Genomic DNA, 18,873 nt, shown 5'->3' with positions numbered 1-18,873 from the left:
TTATTTATCCATTATTCAATCAGTCATTAGCTCTCAACACATTCGGGAATTGGAGTAAGCACAGTTCCTTCGCGCAAATGCTGCAATAAATTCTCGACCGCAAGATTTCCCATTGCGGTGCGTGTTTCCTGAGTGGCGCTGCCGATATGTGGTGTCAGTACCGTATTTTTTAAGTCTCGTAATCTTTTGGGGATTACTGGCTCGTTTTCAAATACGTCTAATCCTGCCCAACCCAGTTTGCCATTTTCCAAACAATCGATCATTGCTGATTCATCAACTACACTGCCACGGGATACGTTGACGAGCACGCCCTCGGGACCTAATGCTTCCATGACTTCTCGGTTAACCAAATGTTTGGTTTCTGGGCCGCCGGTGGTGATACAAATCATTGCATCGGCTTCCTGTGCCATATCAATGAGCTTGGGGAAGTATTCGTAAGGAACGTCTTTCTTGCTGCGTCCGTGGTAAAGAATACGTGTATTGAATGGCGTTAGTTTGTCAGCGATAGCTTGTCCGATACGACCTAATCCTATAATACCTATTGTGCGATTATCTGCTGTGCGCGATAGGGGCGCTTTACCTTGTTCCCATCGTCCCGAGCGTGCGTGCGCTTCATTGAAGATAAAGTCGCGATAACATGCGAGTAACAGTAATAGTGCAGTAGTAGAGGTTTCGGCATTCAACACATTAGGCGTATGTGTGACTAGAATGCCTTTCTCTTTTATTAGCGGAATATTGATCGAATCGTAACCAACGCTGTAATTACTGATTAATTCAAGATTAGGAAGTGCATCCATAAATTCTGGTTTGATACCTTCGTGACCGCTAGTAAGTACGTATTTGAAGCTTTCACCGTGTGTTTGTAACCAGCTTGCCGGATCATCTAAATCATAAGCAAATTGAAGCGAAAACGCTGTGCTGAGTTGCTCTTCCATTGCGGGCGTTATTTTTCCGGTGACGAATAGATTTTGCATAGTTTTTCCTGCTACTGTTTTTGTCGTTTATGGATGTCTTATAGATGATTAATAGAAGTTTTGCTTCCTGCTTTTAGGTTTTAATCTGGGTTTTTAAAGTAATGATCGAGAACATCAGTCTCTACGCCTAAACCAGGTAAATCAACGAGCGATATTTGACCATCGACTGGAGTGATAGGGAAGACATCCTCACGCAATGGATTGTGATTGTTGTCTACTTCTAAAACGCCCGGAACCCTAGAGCCGCTGGCGGCTAAAATATGAGCTGATGCCGCAAGGGCAATACCGCCTCCTAGTGAATGCGGGCAATAGACTTTGCCTGATTGGTTGGCTTTGACAGCAACCTCATGGCCTTTGCTGATGCCACCCCATTTGCAAACATCGGGTTGAAAAATATCCATCCAGTTACCATCGATCGCCTGATCAAACTCAAGCATGTCATCAAAGTTTTCTCCGCCTGCAACGTTAGTGGTGCAGGCCTTTTTGAAAGCGATCCAGTTGTTTAGCGGTGAGTCTTTTCTTAGAGGTTCTTCAATCCAGCGAGGATTAAAGGCTTGAACATCAGGTAACTCGTTTAAAGCTGTCTCGATATCCCATGCTTGATTGACATCGACCATCAGCTCTTGACCGTCAGACATCGTGTCTCTTGCATCCTGAAGGTTGTTGAGATCAGTCTCTTTGCCAAACCCAATTTTCAGTTTGAAACGGCTGTGTCCCATCGCTTGCAGCTTAGCAACTGTTTCACCAGTATTTTTGGGATTAATGCCACTGGCATAAACATTAATATTATTCGTCGATTCATTAAGGAGATTATGTAAAGAGATGTCGTGGCGTTTTGCAACCAGGTCCCAAATTGCGATATCCAGACCGCAAATTGCTTGCGCTATCGGACCAAACTCGCCTGTTTGTAGTGCTAGTATATGCATTGAATTTGTTATCTGTTCGAATGCCGCTCGGGGTGAATCGAAATGTTTATCTTGAACGCGCGGTATGATTTCTGAGGCAAATAACTTGGCACGATGATCTGCTCCGCATGCGGGGAAATTACACCAAATCTCCCCATAGCCAAAAGCACCCTGATCATCTTGAATGCGCACAAAAACGGCAGGCCTTTCCGTCATTGTTCCAAAAGAGGTTTTAACCGGTGTTTCGATCTTGAATCGTTTGATCACAACATCTAATTGCTTAATCGTGATCGATAAATCGAGGTCTTTATGGTGTGGGTTTATCATGTTAAATACCTGCTTATGTGTAAGAAAATCTGGTGGTAGCGAGCTACTGATCTTTAGATAAAAAATCTAGTACTGTTAGATTCTAGTTCGTAATGTTTGAGCATGACGGCAGTTTTGCTTAATTCTTTATAGAATTATTGAATCCCTCTATTTATCGTGTTTTTACTGTTAGTCGTTTATAAAAAAAGTGCTCCAAAGTAGGGGGGTGCCTAAATGAAAATTGCTAAAGGTAACAGACTGATGTTTATATTATTTTGTAGGTATTTTCATCTAACTATAGTCTGTTGAGAGGCTGTCCTGTTACAAATGAATGCATTCTTAAATCCTCTGCTTCTAGTACAAATCTACTATTTTTAAAATTATGATTTTGCTATATGGTGAAAACTGGAACGTGGTCTCTTGAGGTATATAAGTATGAAAAAGTTTGATTCTATCTCAGTCAGTTCAAAAGCTGAGCTTCCGCATGCACGTTCTTATCTTTTGTTGCCGGGTATTGTTTTATTTGCAAGTGTGCTGACAATCAGTAATGCGCAAGCCAGAGATATGTACAGGGTTGCTCCTATTGAAGTTGTTGTTTATGAAGGTGCGCCTATCGATTATTCAAACCAGCGTGACGTTATCGTTATTGATGAGTCGTCTTCTCGAAGCAGTTATTCTAATGTGATTCTGGTTCAAGATTACACGGACGAATCAATAGAGCAGCCGCAGGCAGTTGCCTATCAAAAACCGACTCCGGCCAGAACTCATCCGCAAGCAGTGAACAAGCCGCAGAGTAAACCTCTGGTGAAGCCATTCAGTAAACCAAGAGCGACACAAGCTGTTGTGGCAAAAGCAAAACCTGCTGCAGTTAACAATAAGCGTTTAATTGCTAAACATGAACAAAAACCAGTCACTAAGACTGCAGCACCTAAAGCAAATGCAAATGATGCTGCGTTGATGGCCTTTTATGCAAATGTCATGAAAAGCCAAAAGAAAAAACTATCTTCACGACCTACACCATTGGCAACAATGGCATTGAAAAAAACATCAACAAAGAACGTAGTGCAGAAGAGTCCCACGCCTAGCAATGCTCAATTAACTAAGCTGGCTTCAAAGTCTAAGGTCAAGCAATACACGCCTACCCAGGTAGTGGCAATAAAGGGATTAAATAAAGCGCCAAATCCTAAGTTGAAAGGAAAAGACCCTCAATTGGTTGCGTTTTATATGGATGTTTTTGGAAAGCAGAAAAAGAGCCTATCTAAACAAACGACAAGACAGGCTGTAAAACAAATAGTCGCTAAAAAAAGAATTAAAAATAAATCTAAGATAAATTACCAGTCTAAAAAAGTTCAACTAGCGAAGGTAACGTCAACATCTAAAGACCCAGAGTTAGTTGCATTTTATAAGCAGGTGTTCGGTAATGAAGTAAATAGCTCATCGAAACACGCTCCTACTGTTGTGAACTCAAATACTAAAGATCCAGAGTTAGTAGCGTTTTATGAGCGGGAGTTTGGTAAAAGTATGAGTAAGGCAAAGGTGGTGGCCAAAACAACACACAAGAATCCTAAAATTAAAATTGTTTCGAACTCAAAACCAGAAAAGAAGCGAAGTGTTAAGAAGGTAAAAAGCAAAAGCAAAAACGCTACTAGTACCGCTGCTGTTGAACTACAAAAATTAATTGATGATTTAACAAATAAAAATATCATCTAAAAGTGTGGTTTTAATAGGCTTTTTATCAATTCAGTTTTCTCTTGGTTAGGAGCGATAATCGCTCAAAACATTGAAATTCTCTATCTAAAATAATAAATACTCTAAATAATTAAAGATTTGAGCGGTATGCGCTCTTATCTGTTAGTCTGTGCAATATTTAGAATAATAATTAGAGGGATTACATTTGGTTTCTTATTGGGGGCGACTCACGTTAGTTAAAAGATATTTATGGGGTTCCTTGATAGCTTCAATTTTACCTTTAATCGTTATCGCATATTTGTACGACAGTCACAATTCATCACTTAATAATCGATTAATCGATGAAAAAATCGAAGGTGAAATTCAGGCAACAGTCGTTAAGATCAATAGCTTTATTGCAACTCAGATCAAACATTTAAATGATCTTGATGATTTACAAGGAATAGATAAGTTATTTTCAGGGACTGAAATAGAGAAAATACCTGAACAACTTTTAGACTTTTTGTACTTTCAAACCAGTGATACTGATATCTACAGCGTTGAGTTTTATGATTTAGCAGGCAATTACAAATGGTCCTTGCCGAAATCAATGGAGAAAAAAAACCAACTTTTATTTGAAGATGCTTCAATTAATGGGGTAAATATTTCCAAGCCTATTCCACCTTCCTCAGGCAAGCCAGGATGGTTTTATATCTATAAGACAATGGTTCGTAAAGGTAGGTCTATTGGAGTTATTGCGCTAAGAATACGGTTAACGTCATTAACCGAATTAACAACATCTTTATACCGAACAGGTTTGTATGAACCCGTCATTATTACTTCAAACGGCGATAGATTAAATGTGGTCGGCGTTAAGGTAGACAAAAGTAAGCTATTTACCAAACCTTATTCATTTTTGCCCGGTTGGTCGATTGGGCTCAAACAAAACGGTCCGCAGATTTCAAACCCGGGAATCCGCTATTGGTTGCTTTTTCTGGTTATCCTATCTGGTCTTTTTGTGATGTGGCTGTTTTATAACATGTCGCAACGATTGACTCGCATCATAGCGCCACTAATCAAAGGTGCAAGAGCCATAGCCAGAGGTGATTTTGGTGTTCGTGTGGATGGTAATATCCCCGGAGAATTAGGCATCTTGGCTCGTTCTTTCAACAATATGAGCGAGCAACTAAGTGCAATGGTAACGTCAAGAGTCGATGTTGAAAGGCGCGCGGCTTTGGGAAACCTTGCTACTGGTATTGCCCATGAAATTCGCAACCCACTGGCAACCATTAGCACAACCGTTCATGGTTTGATTTGTTCTGAAAAGGACCCTGAACGCAAAAATATGCTGGAAGCGATCGATAACGAAATAAATCGTACCGATGCAATTGTTGAAGAGTTCATGAATTATGCGCGGCCTAGAGAGCCAAAGAAAGAGCATGTCGTTATTCGAGATATTTTTAAACACGTTCAGGTTCTTGTTTCTGCAACTGCTTTAGAGGCGGGTGTTGAAATTAGTCTGCTCGGTCAGCGATCTCTTGAGATTCATGTAGATCCTGGGCAAATTCGACAAATTCTAATGAATATTATTTTGAATGCTTTGAAATCAATGCCTGATGGCGGTCATTTAAGGTTGAAGGCCGTACAAAATAATCGCGTCGCTGAGATTACCGTGACTGATACGGGGCACGGCATAAAAGCGGAAGATCTGGATAAAGTGAAACAACCTTTCTTTACGACTAAGGCAGGTGGAACTGGGCTGGGGTTAGCGATATGTGTTCAGCTCGTAAAAACTAACGATGGTGTGCTTGATATTGACAGTACTGTCGGTGAAGGTACGTCAGTTAAAATCAAATTTCCCGTGACAGAAAATACAGAAAGAAATATAGAAGAGAGTGTCAATTATGATTAGATGTTTGATCATCGATGATGAAGTGCAGCTTGCCAAATCATTGTCATTCACACTGAGGCAATCAAATATAGATTGTGTCGAAGCCTATGATGGTGAATCAGGGCTATCAATGGTCCAATCCGAAAAACCAGATATCATTTTATTAGACCTTAAATTACCTGATATGTCTGGTTTAGAAGTTTTGGAGCAGATGCTAAAAATCAATCCTGATGTTTCTGTCATTATGATTTCAGCGCATGGTCAGACAAAAGATGCAGTAAGTGCAATGAAGCTGGGTGCGGTTGACTACCTATCTAAACCTTTTGATGTGGAAGAGTTGGTTTTATTAATCAACAACACGTTGACGCAAAAGAGATTAAAAAAAGAAGTTTTATATCATCGTAAAAAGTCTACTACTTCGGCTAGTTTAATCGGTGAAAGTCCTATCATGCTGGACCTACTCACGAATCTGGAAATAGTGGCCAAGAGTAAAGCGAAAACAGTGTTGCTGTTTGGAGAAACAGGTGTAGGTAAAACATTAGTCGCTAAAGAAATTCATAATAAGTCAGGTAATAAGGATGCTCCATTTGTTGAAATTAATTGCTCATCTTTACCTGAGCATCTGATTGAAGCAGAGCTATTTGGTGTTGAAAAAGGGGCGTATACAGGTGCCGATTCGAATAGAGCGGGGTTAGTTGAAGTTGCTGAAAATGGCACTTTATTCCTGGATGAAATAGGCGAAATGCCGCTATTGTTACAGGCAAAATTATTGACCTTTCTGGAGTCCTGGAAATACCGCTCAGTTGGATCCACTAGGGAAAAAAAAGCGAATATCCGAGTGATTGCTGCCACTAACCGGAATTTGCAAGAAAATGTAGATAACGGAACGTTCAGGAAAGATTTGTATTTTCGCTTAAATGTCATCCCTATTGAGATTCCTGCATTACGTCAAAAAAGGGACGATATTTGGCTATTGACGAGCTTTTTTAATCAAAGCTTATCGAGTCGCGAAGGCTGTAATCCTCTGGTTATGTCTGATGATATTAAAAAGATATTCGAAGAATATAATTGGCCGGGGAATATTAGAGAGTTAAAAAATATTATCGAACGTTTAACAATTTTATACCCCGGCGAGAAAATATTGCCCGAGTGGCTGCCGATAGACCGCCAAGATATCAAAAAAACATCACCAGACTCTATTAAAGAAGCGATGGATGATGCTGAGCGTGATTTGGTAAGACGTGCCTTGATAGAGTGTGATGGCAAGAAAGGGCTGGCTGCAGAAAAGCTTGGAGTTTCAAGACATGCTTTAAAACGACGTATACAGAGATTAGGTTTGTAGAATGAAAAGAAAAGCGGCGCATATTTTTTTACTTATCATCTCAGTAACAATACTTGGGATATTCAACCCCGTTTATTCAGCAGAGGCTTCCTCTTTGGATAAAGAGACTGTAAAGGTTGGGTGTATGTTTCCTTTGGCTGGTCCCGGTGGGTTGTATGGCCGAGATAGTCTTATTGCAATTAAAATGGCATTGGCTGACCTTAAAAGCTCTAAAGAATATGACTACCCTGATATCGATGTTTTATTTGGTGATACACGATCAAAATCACATCGAGCAGTACAGATTGCACGTAACTTTATTAATAAGGACAAGGTTGATTTCCTCTGTGGGGTAGTTAGTTCGCAAATAGCATTGGCTGTGACAGATATTTCACGAGAAAATAAGGTGTTTTTTATCGGTACTGATCATGCTTCTCCTAGTTTGATTAATGAATCGTTACATCCTTATTATTTTAGGGTGAATAACGGCACACGGCAGTCTATGCGAGCCGGTGCTAAATACATTCAAAGCAACTTCAAGACCAAAAAGAAGCTGAAAATAGCATTCATTGGCCCTGATTATGAATATGGCTATCAGGCGTGGGATGATTTGCGCTTTTTTCTAAAAGAGCAGAGGTTTAATTTTGAAGTGGTGGGTGAGTTCTGGCCGAAATTATTTGAAACCGACTATTCTATTTATATCCATGAAATCAATAGAAGTAAGCCCGATATCGTTATCAATGGGCATTGGGGGCAAGACTTTGTTACGTTTATCAAGCAAGCAAAACCATTGGGTTTATTTGATCAATCTCAGGTGATGAACTTTGATACTGGTGGCAATTATGAAACGTTGGCTGAGATGGGAGATGAGATGCCTCTTGGTATCATCTTATCTGCAAGGCATCACGTTAACTGGCCAGAAACAAAAGCAAATCGCGATTTTGTTAATGGTTTTTATGAAAGGGCTGGTCGATTTCCTAGCTACGCTGCGGAAGGTGCTTATGCCGGAATTATTGCTATTGGTGAAGCGTTACGCATTGCTAAAGGCGTTAAAGATAAAAAAGCACTGCAACTTGCGTTGGAAAATTTAGTAGTGAATTTGCCAGAAGATCCAAAGGGATTCTCTTCAAAAATGGATCCCGAAACTCACCAAATGATGCAAGCGCAAGCTATTGGAAAAACCATTCTGAATAATGATTACGCACCAGCGAAAGTTCTATTAGGGGACTGGTTTGTATTTATGCCCGAATAATTTCGTCCAATATATTTCTTATTTGGAGAGTTTTCTTATATTTCTTTTTACATTTCCTTTTTATTTTTTAACTCAATATTTATTTCTCTGGATGACTCAATACATCTAACTACATTGCTGTCTCAAAAAATTGCTTAAAAGACCGATTTTCTTTCGAAGAAAAATAACTAAAAAGGCTGCTCAGATCACGTTTTTCTGAACGGCCTTTTTTGATTCTAATTTTACTTATTAAATAATCTACATGAGCGGTATCCGCCAAGTGATCGTTTTTGATCGAGCGCTATCCGATCAAAATAACACGCCATAAAAAACAATATCTATATTAATCAACGACTTATTCTTTTGGCACACTTGTTGCAATCCTAGTTGGCAGCAATAACAGAATATTTTCTTGTTGCTTGGAAATTAAATGATTTTTTTAGGAGGAGTTATGTTTCAAGATAGATTGTTAAAAAAAGGATTGCTTGCCTCAGTGATGGCGTCGGCTTTTGTAGTATCTGCATTCTCATCTTCGGCTGTGGCGGAAGATAAAAAAGAAGTAAAGCTGGGCGTAGTTACATTTTTATCTGGGGGTGCTGCGGGACCTTTTGGTATTCCAGCTCGTAATGCGGCAGAGCTTTTGATTGATGCGATTAATAAGGGTCAATTACCTGGTACGTACTCATCTGTTGGATTAGCCGGCGCGCAAATAGCTCCGATTTTTGTTGATGAGAACAGTAAACAGAAAGTAGCTGATTATAAAAAATTGGTTCAAAAAGACGAAGTAGATGCAGTTATTGGTTACATCTCTTCTGGTAGTTGTAAAGCTATTGCTCCAGTAGCAGAAGAAGAGAAAAAATTAACAGTGTTCTTCGATTGTGGAACATCGCAAGTTTTCGAAGATATCATCACATCGCCTAAGTATGTTTTTAGAACTTCAGCTCATGCCACTATGGATAATGTTGCTGCGGCAAGATACGTAGTCGATACAGTGAAAGATGTTTCTACTTATTCTGGTATCAATCAAAACTATGCTTTTGGTCAAGATTCATGGAGAGACTTTTCTGGTTCAATGAAGGTCCTTAAAGAGTCAGCTAAATCAGTGAGCGAGCAATTCCCTAAGGTGTTTGCTGGACAATACGGGGCTGAGATATCAGCATTGTTGACCAAGAAGCCAGATATAGTTCACTCGAGTTTCTGGGGTGGCGATATGGAAGCTCTTGTTATTCAGGGTGGCGGACGTCAGTTGTTTTCACGAAGCAAAGTGGTTTTAACAGGTGGCGAAACCGGTATAGAACGTTTAGGTTCACAAATACCTGATGGCACCATTATTGGAGCACGTGGCCCGAATGGTCCTTTAGCGGAAGATAGCGCATTAAATGATTGGTTTGTAAAAGCATACGTAGATCGTTTTAAGTCACTTCCTACTTACCCTTCTTATCACATGGCTCAAGCTATCTTGGGTGTTAAGTCTGCTGCTGATAAAGCAAATTCAACAGATCAAGCAGCTACAATTGAAGCGTTTAAAGGCTTGGAGTTTGAAGTTCCTAGCGGAAAAATTTCTATGAATCTCGCAGGAGGCCATCAGGCAACACAGGGAACAGCGTTTGGTACCTATAAGTTTGATAAAGCATCCGGTAAAGGCACATTAGTTAATATTAAGCGTTATAACGCGGCATGTGTTAATCCTCCAGAAGGTATGAAAAGTCTGGAATGGATTGAATCAGGGTTCAAAGGTGCTGTTTGTAAATAGCATAACTTCCAATAGCTAGTGAGTTTGCCATGAGGCGATCTCACTAGATTTTAATCTGGAGGTTTTGATAAATCTCCTCCAGATTTTTCCTAAATTTGAGGAGGCTATATGTTAACTGCAGTAGCAATATTAATAGATGGGTTAGGCTTCGCCGCATGGTTATTCCTGTCTTCAGTAGGATTAACCCTGATCTACGGTGTGATGCGAATTTTAAATATCGCGCATGGAGGGTTTTATGCGTTAGGTGCTTATTCTTCTGCATGGGCAATTGGCCTGTATATGCAAACAGGGTCGTCCGTAGCATTCACTTACCTGTTGATTCCATTAATGGCGATAGTGGTCGGATTAGTCGCGGGGCTGATAATCGAAAGAGGAATCTTACGGTTTATGTATGGCCGAGATGAAGTTCTCATGGTCTTAGTGACTTATGCCATTTTCTTAATTTTGGAAGATGCAACAAAGTTGATCTGGGGAACTGAATCACTGGTGGCGTATCAGCCGGCATATTATTTAGGGAATATCGAAATTTTTGGTATCCCATACACAGTATACAAATTTGCATTGATTGGATTGGCTGTCTTATGCGGGGCTGTCCTTTGGTGGGGATTAAATAGAACAACAACAGGCAAGTTGTTATTGGTGGTTATTGAAGATAGAGAGGTTAGTAGTGCTTTAGGTATTAACGTTACTTTATTCTTCTCAGCAACATTCGTTATAGGAACAACTCTGGGTGCATTAGGCGGTGCTGTAACTGCTCCGCAGATTTCTGTGGTTCCAGGTATCGGTGCTGAAGTTATTGTAATGGCGTTCGCCGTTATCGTGATTGGCGGTATGGGTAGTATTGGCGGAGCCATTATCGGTGCGATATTTGTTGGTTTTGCTCGAGCAGTATCGGTACATCTATATCCACCAGCAGAACTCTTTTCTATATATCTAGTTATGGCAGCTGTACTGGCAATAAAACCTTACGGTTTATTTTCCTTGGCTCAAGGGAGGAAGATTTAATGATGAATTTAGATAGAACAGAGAAGCTGTTACTTGCAGGAATACCTATTTTAATTTTATTAGGTTTCGTTTTACCTGAATGGGTCGTTAATTATATTCAAGTATCACTAGGTACTGGCCTTGTTGCCTTGGCTGTAATGATTCAAATGCGTGCTGGTCTGGTTAGCTTTGGTCAAGGCCTGTATTTTTGTATCGGTGGTTACGCAGCGGGAATGGCTGGGAAATTCATGGGTGTTTCAGATATTTTCATATTGTTAATTATCGGCATGCTTGTGAGTTTATTTATGGCTTTTATCGCAGGGTTTTTATTGCGTCGATATAGGGAAATATTTTTTGCAATGCTATCGCTAGCATTATCCATGATTCTTTACGGACTACTTAGTAAGTTGGAAGTCTTAGGTAGTACAGATGGTTTCAATATACCAAGTCCTACCTATTTGGGTTGGGCACCTGAAGGGGATACTGCTAAGCATGCTTTATATATTGCTACTTGTATTCCAGCGCTACTTTGTGCGGCGTTATTGAATCGCTATTTAAGAAGTCCAATGGGTTTTATTGGTGAAGCACTCAGAGAAAATGAAATTCGTCTTGAGTATCTAGGTACATCAGCACATAGAGCAGTTCATATCAAATACATGATTGCTGCCACGGTATCTGGTCTTGGCGGTGTTTTATGGGCTTTAGCTTTGGGTCACGTTGATCCGGAAATGACAAATTGGACGACGTCTGGACAATTTGTATTCATTTCAATTCTAAGTGGTGTAGGTAATATCGTAGCTCCATTGTTCGGCACTTTTATTCTTGAAATTGTTCGAGTATATGCGGTCGAAGCATCTCCCAATACCTGGCAGATGATTTTAGGAGTCATCATGTTGTTAACCATTATCTTTTTACCAAAAGGTCTTTGGTCTTTGATACAACGAAAGAAGGCATCAGCAGAGGAGACGACTCAAAAATGAATACTATTCTTGAAACGATAGATTTAAAGCGAACCTTTGGTGCTGTGGTTGCCGCATCTAATATCAATATTAAAATTGGTGCTGGAGAAGTATTGGGTGTGATTGGCTCAAATGGTGCGGGTAAAACGACCTTTGTCAATATGGTTACGGGGTATCTGGAACCAAGCTCAGGACAAATCCTTTTTCACGGTGAAAGTATTACGGGGAAAAAGACGCGTGATATTACACGCTTAGGTATTTGCAGATCTTTTCAAATACCGCAATTGTTCATGGAATTGACTGTTATCGATAACATTATTATTGCGTTAACAGTGGCTAGAGAAGTAAAACCTTCAATGTTGAAACCGACTATCAATAAAGAAATTTTTGATGAGGCAATGGGTATTCTGCGCAGATTCCAGATTGATCAATATGCAGAAAGCGAGGTAGGAGTTCTTGCGCAAGGTATACGTAAATTGATTGATATTGCTATGGCAACCGTGGGCGACCCTGAGTTGTTATTTTTGGATGAGCCAACCAGTGGTGTTAGTGCCGACGAAAAAATGCAAATTATGGATGTTCTAATCAGTGCACTTAAAAGTACGAAAACAGCAGTATTGTTTATTGAACATGATATGGAAATCATTGAGAAGTTTGCGCCAAGAGTAATCGCTTTTTATGAAGGCACAGTCCTCGCAGATGGTGATGCTGCAGATGTGCTTGAAAACGAAAAAGTACGTGAATTTGTTATCGGAAAAGAATTCCATCGACAAGCTGAAACGGAACAACAGGGAGGGATTGCCTAATGCTTACCGTTAATGATTTAAGTTTATCAATTCAAAAAGTACCGATTCTCGATGGCGTTGCTCTATCGATCGCAGAAGGTGAAACCGTTGGTTTAATTGGACGTAATGGTGCCGGTAAGACGACTTTGATGCGAGCCATTATGGGGTTAATTGATAGAGAGTCAGGCGAATTAATCTTCAAAGGTAGAAAATTACACGCTGAAAAAGCACATGCAAGAGCTGGATTAGGTATCGGTTACTTGCCGGAAGATAGACGACTGGTTCCACATTTTACAGTAGAAGAAAATATTTTAGTGCCATTGTGGGCTTCAAAAAAGACTGCGGACTTATCAAGACTAAAGTGGGTCTATGATCTCATGCCTGAGATTGGGCGCTTTGCTGATCGCAAGGCACTTACATTAAGTGGAGGTCAGCAAAAGTTAGTGGCGCTAGCGAGAGCATTGGTCGTAGGAACAGATCTACTTTTATTAGATGAGCCTTTTGAAGGAGTTGCTCCAGCGTTGGCGCAACACTTAATGGAAGTGATATCGAGCCTTAAAGATGAAAATTTGTCTGTGTTGATCTCAGAATCTGATTACACACATTCTAAAGAAGTCGTCGATAAAGTGTATGTAATTGAACGTGGCTCAATAAATCAGATGGAGAATATCAATGAATAGTTTTACTTTTAATACAACACCTTCAATTCATAATGAGCTAGGAAGCTCTAATAAGATTGGAGAGTTAGTTGGCAAGATGTCCTCGGTTGAAAAAGATGCAGTTATTATGTTTGTAACTGATCCGGGAATAATGGCACTTGGCTTAGCTTCTACAGCATTAGAAAGCCTTGATAAAGCCGGCTTTAAGACCATTCTTTTTGATCAAGTGGAAGCTGACCCGAAAGAAGAAACAGTCTTGAATGCTGTTGATACTGCTAAATCAAATAATGTCTCAGTAGTGATAGGTTTTGGTGGTGGTAGTTCAATGGATGTTGCTAAATTGATTGCGCTATTGGCATGTTCTGAAGAAGAAATATCTAGTATCTACGGTGTCAATCAGGCTAAAGGATCAAGGTTGCCACTAGTGCTAGTGCCGACTACTGCAGGTACAGGCTCAGAAGTAACTGCAGTGTCGATAGTAACTACAGGTGTAGATGAAAAGAAAGGGGTGGTTTCTCCCATTATATTGCCTGACTTAGCACTATTAGATGCTGAGCTCACTATAGGTCTGCCATCTCATATCACAGCAGCAACTGGCATCGATGCAATGGTTCATGCTATTGAAGCTTATATCTCTATGAGTGTGAACAATAACCCTATCTCAAAGATATTTGCTACTAAAGCGCTTGCATTACTATCTTCGAATATCAAAGAAGCTGTTTTCAACGGTACAAATTTAGATGCACGATCAAACATGATGATTGGATCTATGTTAGCTGGCCAAGCATTTGCTAATTCTCCAGTGGCTGCTGTACATGCCCTGGCTTACCCAATCGGTAGCTTGTTTCATGTTCCTCACGGTTTATCAAATGCACTAGTTCTCTGCCAAGTCATGGAATTTAATATCCCTGAATGTGCCGATAAGTATGCTGAGTTAGCACCTTACATATTTCCTGGTATCGATTTGAGTCAATCAGCTGAAGCAATTACTTCAGAACTCATTCAAGGAATACAGGATTTGATTAAAGACCTGGGTCTTGAAACTACGTTAAAAGAAGTAGGTATCAGTGAGAGTGATATTGATAGATTGGCTGAGGATGCATTAAAGCAACAACGCCTATTGGTAAATAATCCACGTGAAGTATTACTACAAGATGCCAAAGATATTTATAAAAAAGCACTATAGCGCCGGTTGATAGTTACTTTTTATTATTCAAAGAGAAGAATTTAGATGATTTCAGAACAATTGATGAACAAGCTAACAGATAAAGATCTGTTAAAACCCGCAGCCTATATCAACGGAGATTGGGTTTATTCAGATAAAACATTTGATGTAACAAATCCATCTACTATGGAGGTTATTGCAACATTACCTGAGTTAGATCGTGAAGCAACGCAGAATGCTATTCAAGTAGCAGAAAGCGCACAACGCGCATGGGCTGTTAAAACAGGAAAAGAGCGTGCGTTAGTTTTGCGTAAGCTATTTGATCTAATAGTTGCCAATGCTGATGATCTAGCAACGATTTTAACGATGGAGATGGGAAAGCCCCACGCTGAAGCAAGAGGTGAAATCTTATACGGAGCTTCATTTGTTGAGTGGTTTAGTGAAGAAGCCAAACGAATATACGGCGATACAATCCCTGGTCATCAACAAGATATCAGGATTATTGTAATGAAACAGCCAATTGGGGTTGTTGCGGCAATTACACCTTGGAACTTTCCTAATGCAATGATTGCGCGAAAGATTGCTCCTGCTCTGGCAGTTGGTTGTGCTGTGGTAAGTAAACCGGCTGCTGAAACACCACTGTCTGCTCTTGCTTTGGCTGAATTAGCCGACCGTGCTGGATTACCAGCGGGTGTTTTAAATGTTATCACCAGTACTCAAAGCGCAGAAATCGGAAAAGAGTTTTGTGAAAATGACACTGTACGGAAATTAACGTTTACCGGTTCGACCGAAGTAGGGCGAATACTAATGCGTCAATGCTCAGACCAGATTAAAAAAGTAAGCTTAGAGTTAGGAGGTAATGCACCTTTTATTGTCTTTGATGATGCTGATATAGATGCTGCCGTTGATGGCGCAATGATTTCTAAATATAGAAACGCTGGGCAAACCTGCGTATGTGCAAACCGTTTATATGTTCAATCTGGTGTTTATGAAGAGTTTGCTGAAAAACTCGCTAAAAAAGTGGCGGAATTAAAAGTTGGCGATGGCTTCTCTGAAGGGGTTACAACTGGACCTCTAATTGATGAATCTGCATTAACTAAAGTTCAACAGCATATTGATGATGCGGTGAATCAAGGTGCAAAGGTTTTAATTGGTGGAGATCGACCAAAAGGTGAAGGTGCATATTTTAATCCCACTATTCTAACAAACGTCAATAAAACGATGCTTATCGCCAAAGAAGAAACATTTGGCCCAGTTGCTCCATTATTTAGCTTTGAGACAGTTGAAGATGTGATTGAGCAAGCGAATGACACAGAATATGGTTTGGCATCTTATTTCTATGCTAACGACTTGAAAAAAGTATGGCGAGTTGTAGAAGCTTTGGAATATGGAATGGTCGGCGTTAACTCTGGATTAATTTCTACTGAAGTAGCTCCTTTCGGAGGTATAAAACAATCAGGTCTTGGTCGTGAAGGATCAAAATACGGAGCTGACGACTATTTAGAGATGAAGTATGTCTGTTTAGGTCAAATGCAATAAATCTTAGTTGTTGATTTCTCTCCCCTTAAAGGGATTTTATTTAGCAGTTTCTGTAGGGGATTCTGCTAAATATTTTTAACATTAGATGCTGATATTAAAATGTGAGTCTATATGAGACTCACATTATCCAAGTAACATTAAATTATAAAAACAGTGTTTACTTTGTATCTCTCAATATCATCATTGAGCCCATCTCACCTATCATCATTGATGGTGCTGATGTATTGCCACTAATTAATTTAGGCATTATCGAGGCATCAATCACGCGTAAATTGTTCATCCCGATGACTTTTAAGGTCTTTGGGTCAACAACTGCCAGCTCGTCAATTCCCATTTTACAAGTACCGACAGGATGATAAACCGTGGTGGTAGTTTGCTTAAGATATTCTAAAATTTCTTCATCGGTTTGTACGTCTTTTCCTGGTGCCATTTCTTTGCCGCGTATTTCATCAAATACAGGTGACGCAAGAACCTCACGCGCTTTTTTGACTCCTTCTATGAGCACTTTCTGGTCCTGTTCTTTAGCAAAAAAGTTGTAGTCGATAATGACGTTGCGATGAGTACCATCATTGGCTAATTTCACGGTACCTTTGCTTTGCGGTCTCAATACACAAGTGAAGATGGAATAACCATGGCCAAATTCAAAACTTTTGCCTCGGTGACTTCTGTACAGGGGGGTAAAGTGAAATTGTATGTCAGGGTCATCATTGGCTTGCTCGGCGAACTTGGTTTTGGCAAATCCTCCTACCTCCGTGTAATTCGTTGTCCACCAACCCATGCGTTTTAATATGTATTTAAAGGGCGCTGGAATTACATGTGGTAGTAAAGTTCTTAATGAAACACCTATTGAACTGGCGCTGTTTGAGCGAACAGTCACCATGCTATCTATATGATCTTGAAGGTTTTCCCCAACTCCTTTCAAATCTTTTTTACATTCAATACCTAATTCTTTTAATTCATCGGCATTTCCTATACCTGATGCCATTAGTATACGTGGAGATGAAATAACGCCTGAACTCAAGATTACTTCTTTATTGCATTGAAGAACTTTTGCTTCACCATTTTGTTCGATATTGATACTGGTGACGTTGTCACCCTCAATATTTAAAGATAAAACTTCCGTGTTTGTCATAACCGTTAGGTTTGATCGAGAATCAAGTACTGGTTTTACAAATGCGGTGTAACTGCTGACTCGCTCGCCATTTTTTTGCTTTAAATTGAACGTGCCTAAGCCTAATTGAGTTTTCCCGTTAAAGTCAGTATTTTCAGGAAGCCCAATGTGCTCTCCTGCAGATACAAATAGTTGTCCTACTTTGTTGGTATCTTGCGGTTTGACAATAGTAACTTCACCGTCAAAACCATGAAACTCAGGGCTTTGACCGACTTCATTCTTTTCCAGTTTTTTAAAAACAGGAAGAACATCATCATAAGACCAACCTTCGCAGCCAAGTTGCTCCCAGGTGTCATAGTCTTTGCGATTCCCTCGAATATAAACCATATTGTTTATCGAGGTTGAGCCACCCAAACCTTTGCCACGATTGACTGTAATCACACGATTATTCAGGTGTTTTTGTGGTGCGCCTTCGTACTTAAAGTCATGGTTTTTATTGTTATAGCTAATAAAAACGCCGGCAGGAATTGATACCCAAGGTTGTTTATTGCTACCGCCTGCTTCTATTAAACAGACTGTAACGTTAGGATTAGCACTCAAACGATTGGCTACTACGCATCCCGATGCTCCGGCGCCAACAATTATGTAATCAAATGACTTCATTATCTTTTCTCTTGAAAATTTACTTTAAATTTCTAAACAGTTTAGTGACACCAAACATTGCTTCTAGACTTTCAATACGATCACGACTGCTATCCCAGCTTTGGTTTTGAATCTGCGCCAATAACGATTCGACGATGAAGGTAATAGCTATCGTCGAATCTAAACTGGATGGCACTTCAACGAGGGACTTGAAACAATATTCAGCATGTTTCTCGATAGGTGAGCCCCATTGATCAGTAAATAAAATTATCGTACATCCTCTCTCTTTGACTAAATGAGCAAGTTTTTGCAGGTCTTTTTCGTATCGTCTTATGTCGAAAATAATCAGTATGGAACTCTCGTCCATATCTAGAATATATTGTGGCCAAACATTAGATGACTCGCTTAACAGCGTAACTTTAGGTCTAATTATCTGTAAATGATTATAAAAATAATCTGCGTTCGAACGCGTTATTCTACCTCCGACTAAAAATATTCTTCTTGAGGAATCTCCTAAAATCTCTGCAACGGAATCAAATGCATTTTGGTCTAATCGATCTAATGTATGGCGTAAATTAGCGGCAACAGCATCTGCAAATTGATGTGAAATATGCTTATTTGAAGATTCAGTAATCCACGAATCATGCTTTGAAACAGGTTTTTTTATTTGTGCCGCTACTTCCTCTCTCAGTGCCTCCTGCATTTTAGAAAAACCATCAAACCCCAGTTTTTTCGCCAGTCTTACTACCGTAGGTGTGGAAACTTTGGCTATTGATGCCAAGGAAGTAATTGATTGCATTCCAGCTACTGGGTAATCAGTGAGTAAAATACTGGCTACTTGACGTTCTGAATGCGTTAATTCATCCATGCAATCACTCAAAATGTCTTTAACAATACCTGTGCCTGATTTCATAAATACCTTCCTCAAAGAATGTGTATATTTCTTATGGAAGAGACTTTATCAGAAATAATATTGACAG

At 39.8% G+C, this 18,873-nt stretch carries 15 protein-coding genes; 11 read left to right on the top strand and 4 right to left on the bottom strand.

Annotated features, from left to right (window positions below; all coding sequences use genetic code 11):
- Positions 1-26: 26 nt before the first annotated feature.
- Positions 27-974: a 2-hydroxyacid dehydrogenase gene (locus tag OO007_RS10625; RefSeq protein ID WP_325808780.1), complete on the bottom strand. Its 948-nt coding sequence runs from the start codon at positions 972-974 to the stop codon at positions 27-29.
- 80 nt (positions 975-1,054) lie between these two features.
- Positions 1,055-2,206 carry a mandelate racemase/muconate lactonizing enzyme family protein gene (locus OO007_RS10620; RefSeq protein WP_325808779.1) on the bottom strand — a complete coding sequence of 384 codons (1,152 nt, stop codon included), beginning with the start codon at positions 2,204-2,206 and terminating at the stop codon, positions 1,055-1,057.
- A 414-nt stretch (positions 2,207-2,620) separates the two neighbouring features.
- Here OO007_RS10620 and OO007_RS10615 point away from each other — a divergent pair, with 414 nt between their 5' ends.
- The 11 genes from OO007_RS10615 (at position 2,621) to OO007_RS10565 (ending at position 16,140) form a co-directional block, all read left to right on the top strand.
- On the top strand, positions 2,621-3,895 hold the full coding sequence (locus OO007_RS10615; RefSeq protein ID WP_325808778.1) for a hypothetical protein: 1,275 nt from the start codon (positions 2,621-2,623) through the stop codon (positions 3,893-3,895).
- 238 nt (positions 3,896-4,133) lie between these two features.
- Positions 4,134-5,765 carry an ATP-binding protein gene (locus OO007_RS10610; RefSeq protein WP_325808777.1) on the top strand — a complete coding sequence of 544 codons (1,632 nt, stop codon included), beginning with the start codon at positions 4,134-4,136 and terminating at the stop codon, positions 5,763-5,765.
- Entirely contained in the window at positions 5,758-7,086 is a 1,329-nt protein-coding gene (locus tag OO007_RS10605; RefSeq protein WP_325808776.1) for a sigma-54-dependent transcriptional regulator, read from the top strand. The genes OO007_RS10610 and OO007_RS10605 overlap by 8 nt, the downstream gene beginning before the upstream one ends.
- Before the next feature lies 1 nt (position 7,087).
- On the top strand, positions 7,088-8,317 hold the full coding sequence (locus tag OO007_RS10600) for an ABC transporter substrate-binding protein (protein WP_325808775.1): 1,230 nt from the start codon (positions 7,088-7,090) through the stop codon (positions 8,315-8,317).
- A 430-nt stretch (positions 8,318-8,747) separates the two neighbouring features.
- The gene (locus tag OO007_RS10595; RefSeq protein ID WP_325808774.1) at positions 8,748-10,049 is read left to right on the top strand and encodes an ABC transporter substrate-binding protein; all 1,302 of its coding nucleotides are present in this window, start codon (positions 8,748-8,750) and stop codon (positions 10,047-10,049) included.
- A gap of 108 nt (positions 10,050-10,157) precedes the next feature.
- Positions 10,158-11,054 carry a branched-chain amino acid ABC transporter permease gene (locus OO007_RS10590; RefSeq protein WP_131907587.1) on the top strand — a complete coding sequence of 299 codons (897 nt, stop codon included), beginning with the start codon at positions 10,158-10,160 and terminating at the stop codon, positions 11,052-11,054.
- Positions 11,054-12,013: a branched-chain amino acid ABC transporter permease gene (locus OO007_RS10585; protein WP_207907157.1), complete on the top strand. Its 960-nt coding sequence runs from the start codon at positions 11,054-11,056 to the stop codon at positions 12,011-12,013. Before OO007_RS10590 ends, OO007_RS10585 begins: the two co-directional genes overlap by 1 nt.
- Positions 12,010-12,798 (top strand): ABC transporter ATP-binding protein, encoded by a 789-nt coding sequence (locus OO007_RS10580; RefSeq protein ID WP_325808773.1) that lies wholly within the window; start codon positions 12,010-12,012, stop codon positions 12,796-12,798. The genes OO007_RS10585 and OO007_RS10580 overlap by 4 nt, the downstream gene beginning before the upstream one ends.
- Positions 12,798-13,457: an ABC transporter ATP-binding protein gene (locus OO007_RS10575; RefSeq protein WP_131907585.1), complete on the top strand. Its 660-nt coding sequence runs from the start codon at positions 12,798-12,800 to the stop codon at positions 13,455-13,457. The genes OO007_RS10580 and OO007_RS10575 overlap by 1 nt, the downstream gene beginning before the upstream one ends.
- Positions 13,450-14,622: an iron-containing alcohol dehydrogenase gene (locus OO007_RS10570; RefSeq protein WP_325808772.1), complete on the top strand. Its 1,173-nt coding sequence runs from the start codon at positions 13,450-13,452 to the stop codon at positions 14,620-14,622. The genes OO007_RS10575 and OO007_RS10570 overlap by 8 nt, the downstream gene beginning before the upstream one ends.
- 45 nt (positions 14,623-14,667) lie before the next feature.
- Complete coding sequence (locus tag OO007_RS10565; protein WP_442784340.1) at positions 14,668-16,140, top strand: NAD-dependent succinate-semialdehyde dehydrogenase; 1,473 nt, start codon at positions 14,668-14,670, stop codon at positions 16,138-16,140.
- A 157-nt stretch (positions 16,141-16,297) separates the two neighbouring features.
- On the opposite strand, the gene OO007_RS10560 is transcribed toward OO007_RS10565, so the two are convergent.
- Entirely contained in the window at positions 16,298-17,914 is a 1,617-nt protein-coding gene (locus OO007_RS10560) for a GMC family oxidoreductase (protein WP_325808771.1), read from the bottom strand.
- 19 nt (positions 17,915-17,933) lie between these two features.
- Positions 17,934-18,806 carry a MurR/RpiR family transcriptional regulator gene (locus OO007_RS10555; protein WP_131907581.1) on the bottom strand — a complete coding sequence of 291 codons (873 nt, stop codon included), beginning with the start codon at positions 18,804-18,806 and terminating at the stop codon, positions 17,934-17,936.
- Between the last annotated feature and the right edge of the window lie 67 nt (positions 18,807-18,873).

It is taken from the genome of Cocleimonas sp. KMM 6892 (genome assembly GCF_035798195.1).
Classification (GTDB): Bacteria; Pseudomonadota; Gammaproteobacteria; order Thiotrichales; family Thiotrichaceae; genus Cocleimonas; species Cocleimonas flava.
The sequence above is the reverse complement of the archived record's forward strand: the minus strand, read 5'-3'. Positions and strand labels throughout refer to the sequence as shown.

Bases quoted from the DNA above. Each gene is read 5' to 3' on its own strand.
- OO007_RS10625 (WP_325808780.1), bottom strand. From the start codon at position 974: ATGCAAAATCTATTCGTCACCGGAAAAATAACGCCCGCAATGGAAGAG.
- OO007_RS10620 (WP_325808779.1), bottom strand. From the start codon at position 2,206: ATGATAAACCCACACCATAAAGACCTCGATTTATCGATCACGATTAAG.
- OO007_RS10615 (WP_325808778.1), top strand. From the start codon at position 2,621: ATGAAAAAGTTTGATTCTATCTCAGTCAGTTCAAAAGCTGAGCTTCCG.
- OO007_RS10605 (WP_325808776.1), top strand. From the start codon at position 5,758: ATGATTAGATGTTTGATCATCGATGATGAAGTGCAGCTTGCCAAATCA.
- OO007_RS10600 (WP_325808775.1), top strand. From the start codon at position 7,088: ATGAAAAGAAAAGCGGCGCATATTTTTTTACTTATCATCTCAGTAACA.
- OO007_RS10595 (WP_325808774.1), top strand. From the start codon at position 8,748: ATGTTTCAAGATAGATTGTTAAAAAAAGGATTGCTTGCCTCAGTGATG.
- OO007_RS10590 (WP_131907587.1), top strand. From the start codon at position 10,158: ATGTTAACTGCAGTAGCAATATTAATAGATGGGTTAGGCTTCGCCGCA.
- OO007_RS10585 (WP_207907157.1), top strand. From the start codon at position 11,054: ATGATGAATTTAGATAGAACAGAGAAGCTGTTACTTGCAGGAATACCT.
- OO007_RS10580 (WP_325808773.1), top strand. From the start codon at position 12,010: ATGAATACTATTCTTGAAACGATAGATTTAAAGCGAACCTTTGGTGCT.
- OO007_RS10575 (WP_131907585.1), top strand. From the start codon at position 12,798: ATGCTTACCGTTAATGATTTAAGTTTATCAATTCAAAAAGTACCGATT.
- OO007_RS10570 (WP_325808772.1), top strand. From the start codon at position 13,450: ATGAATAGTTTTACTTTTAATACAACACCTTCAATTCATAATGAGCTA.
- OO007_RS10565 (WP_442784340.1), top strand. From the start codon at position 14,668: ATGATTTCAGAACAATTGATGAACAAGCTAACAGATAAAGATCTGTTA.
- OO007_RS10560 (WP_325808771.1), bottom strand. From the start codon at position 17,914: ATGAAGTCATTTGATTACATAATTGTTGGCGCCGGAGCATCGGGATGC.
- OO007_RS10555 (WP_131907581.1), bottom strand. From the start codon at position 18,806: ATGAAATCAGGCACAGGTATTGTTAAAGACATTTTGAGTGATTGCATG.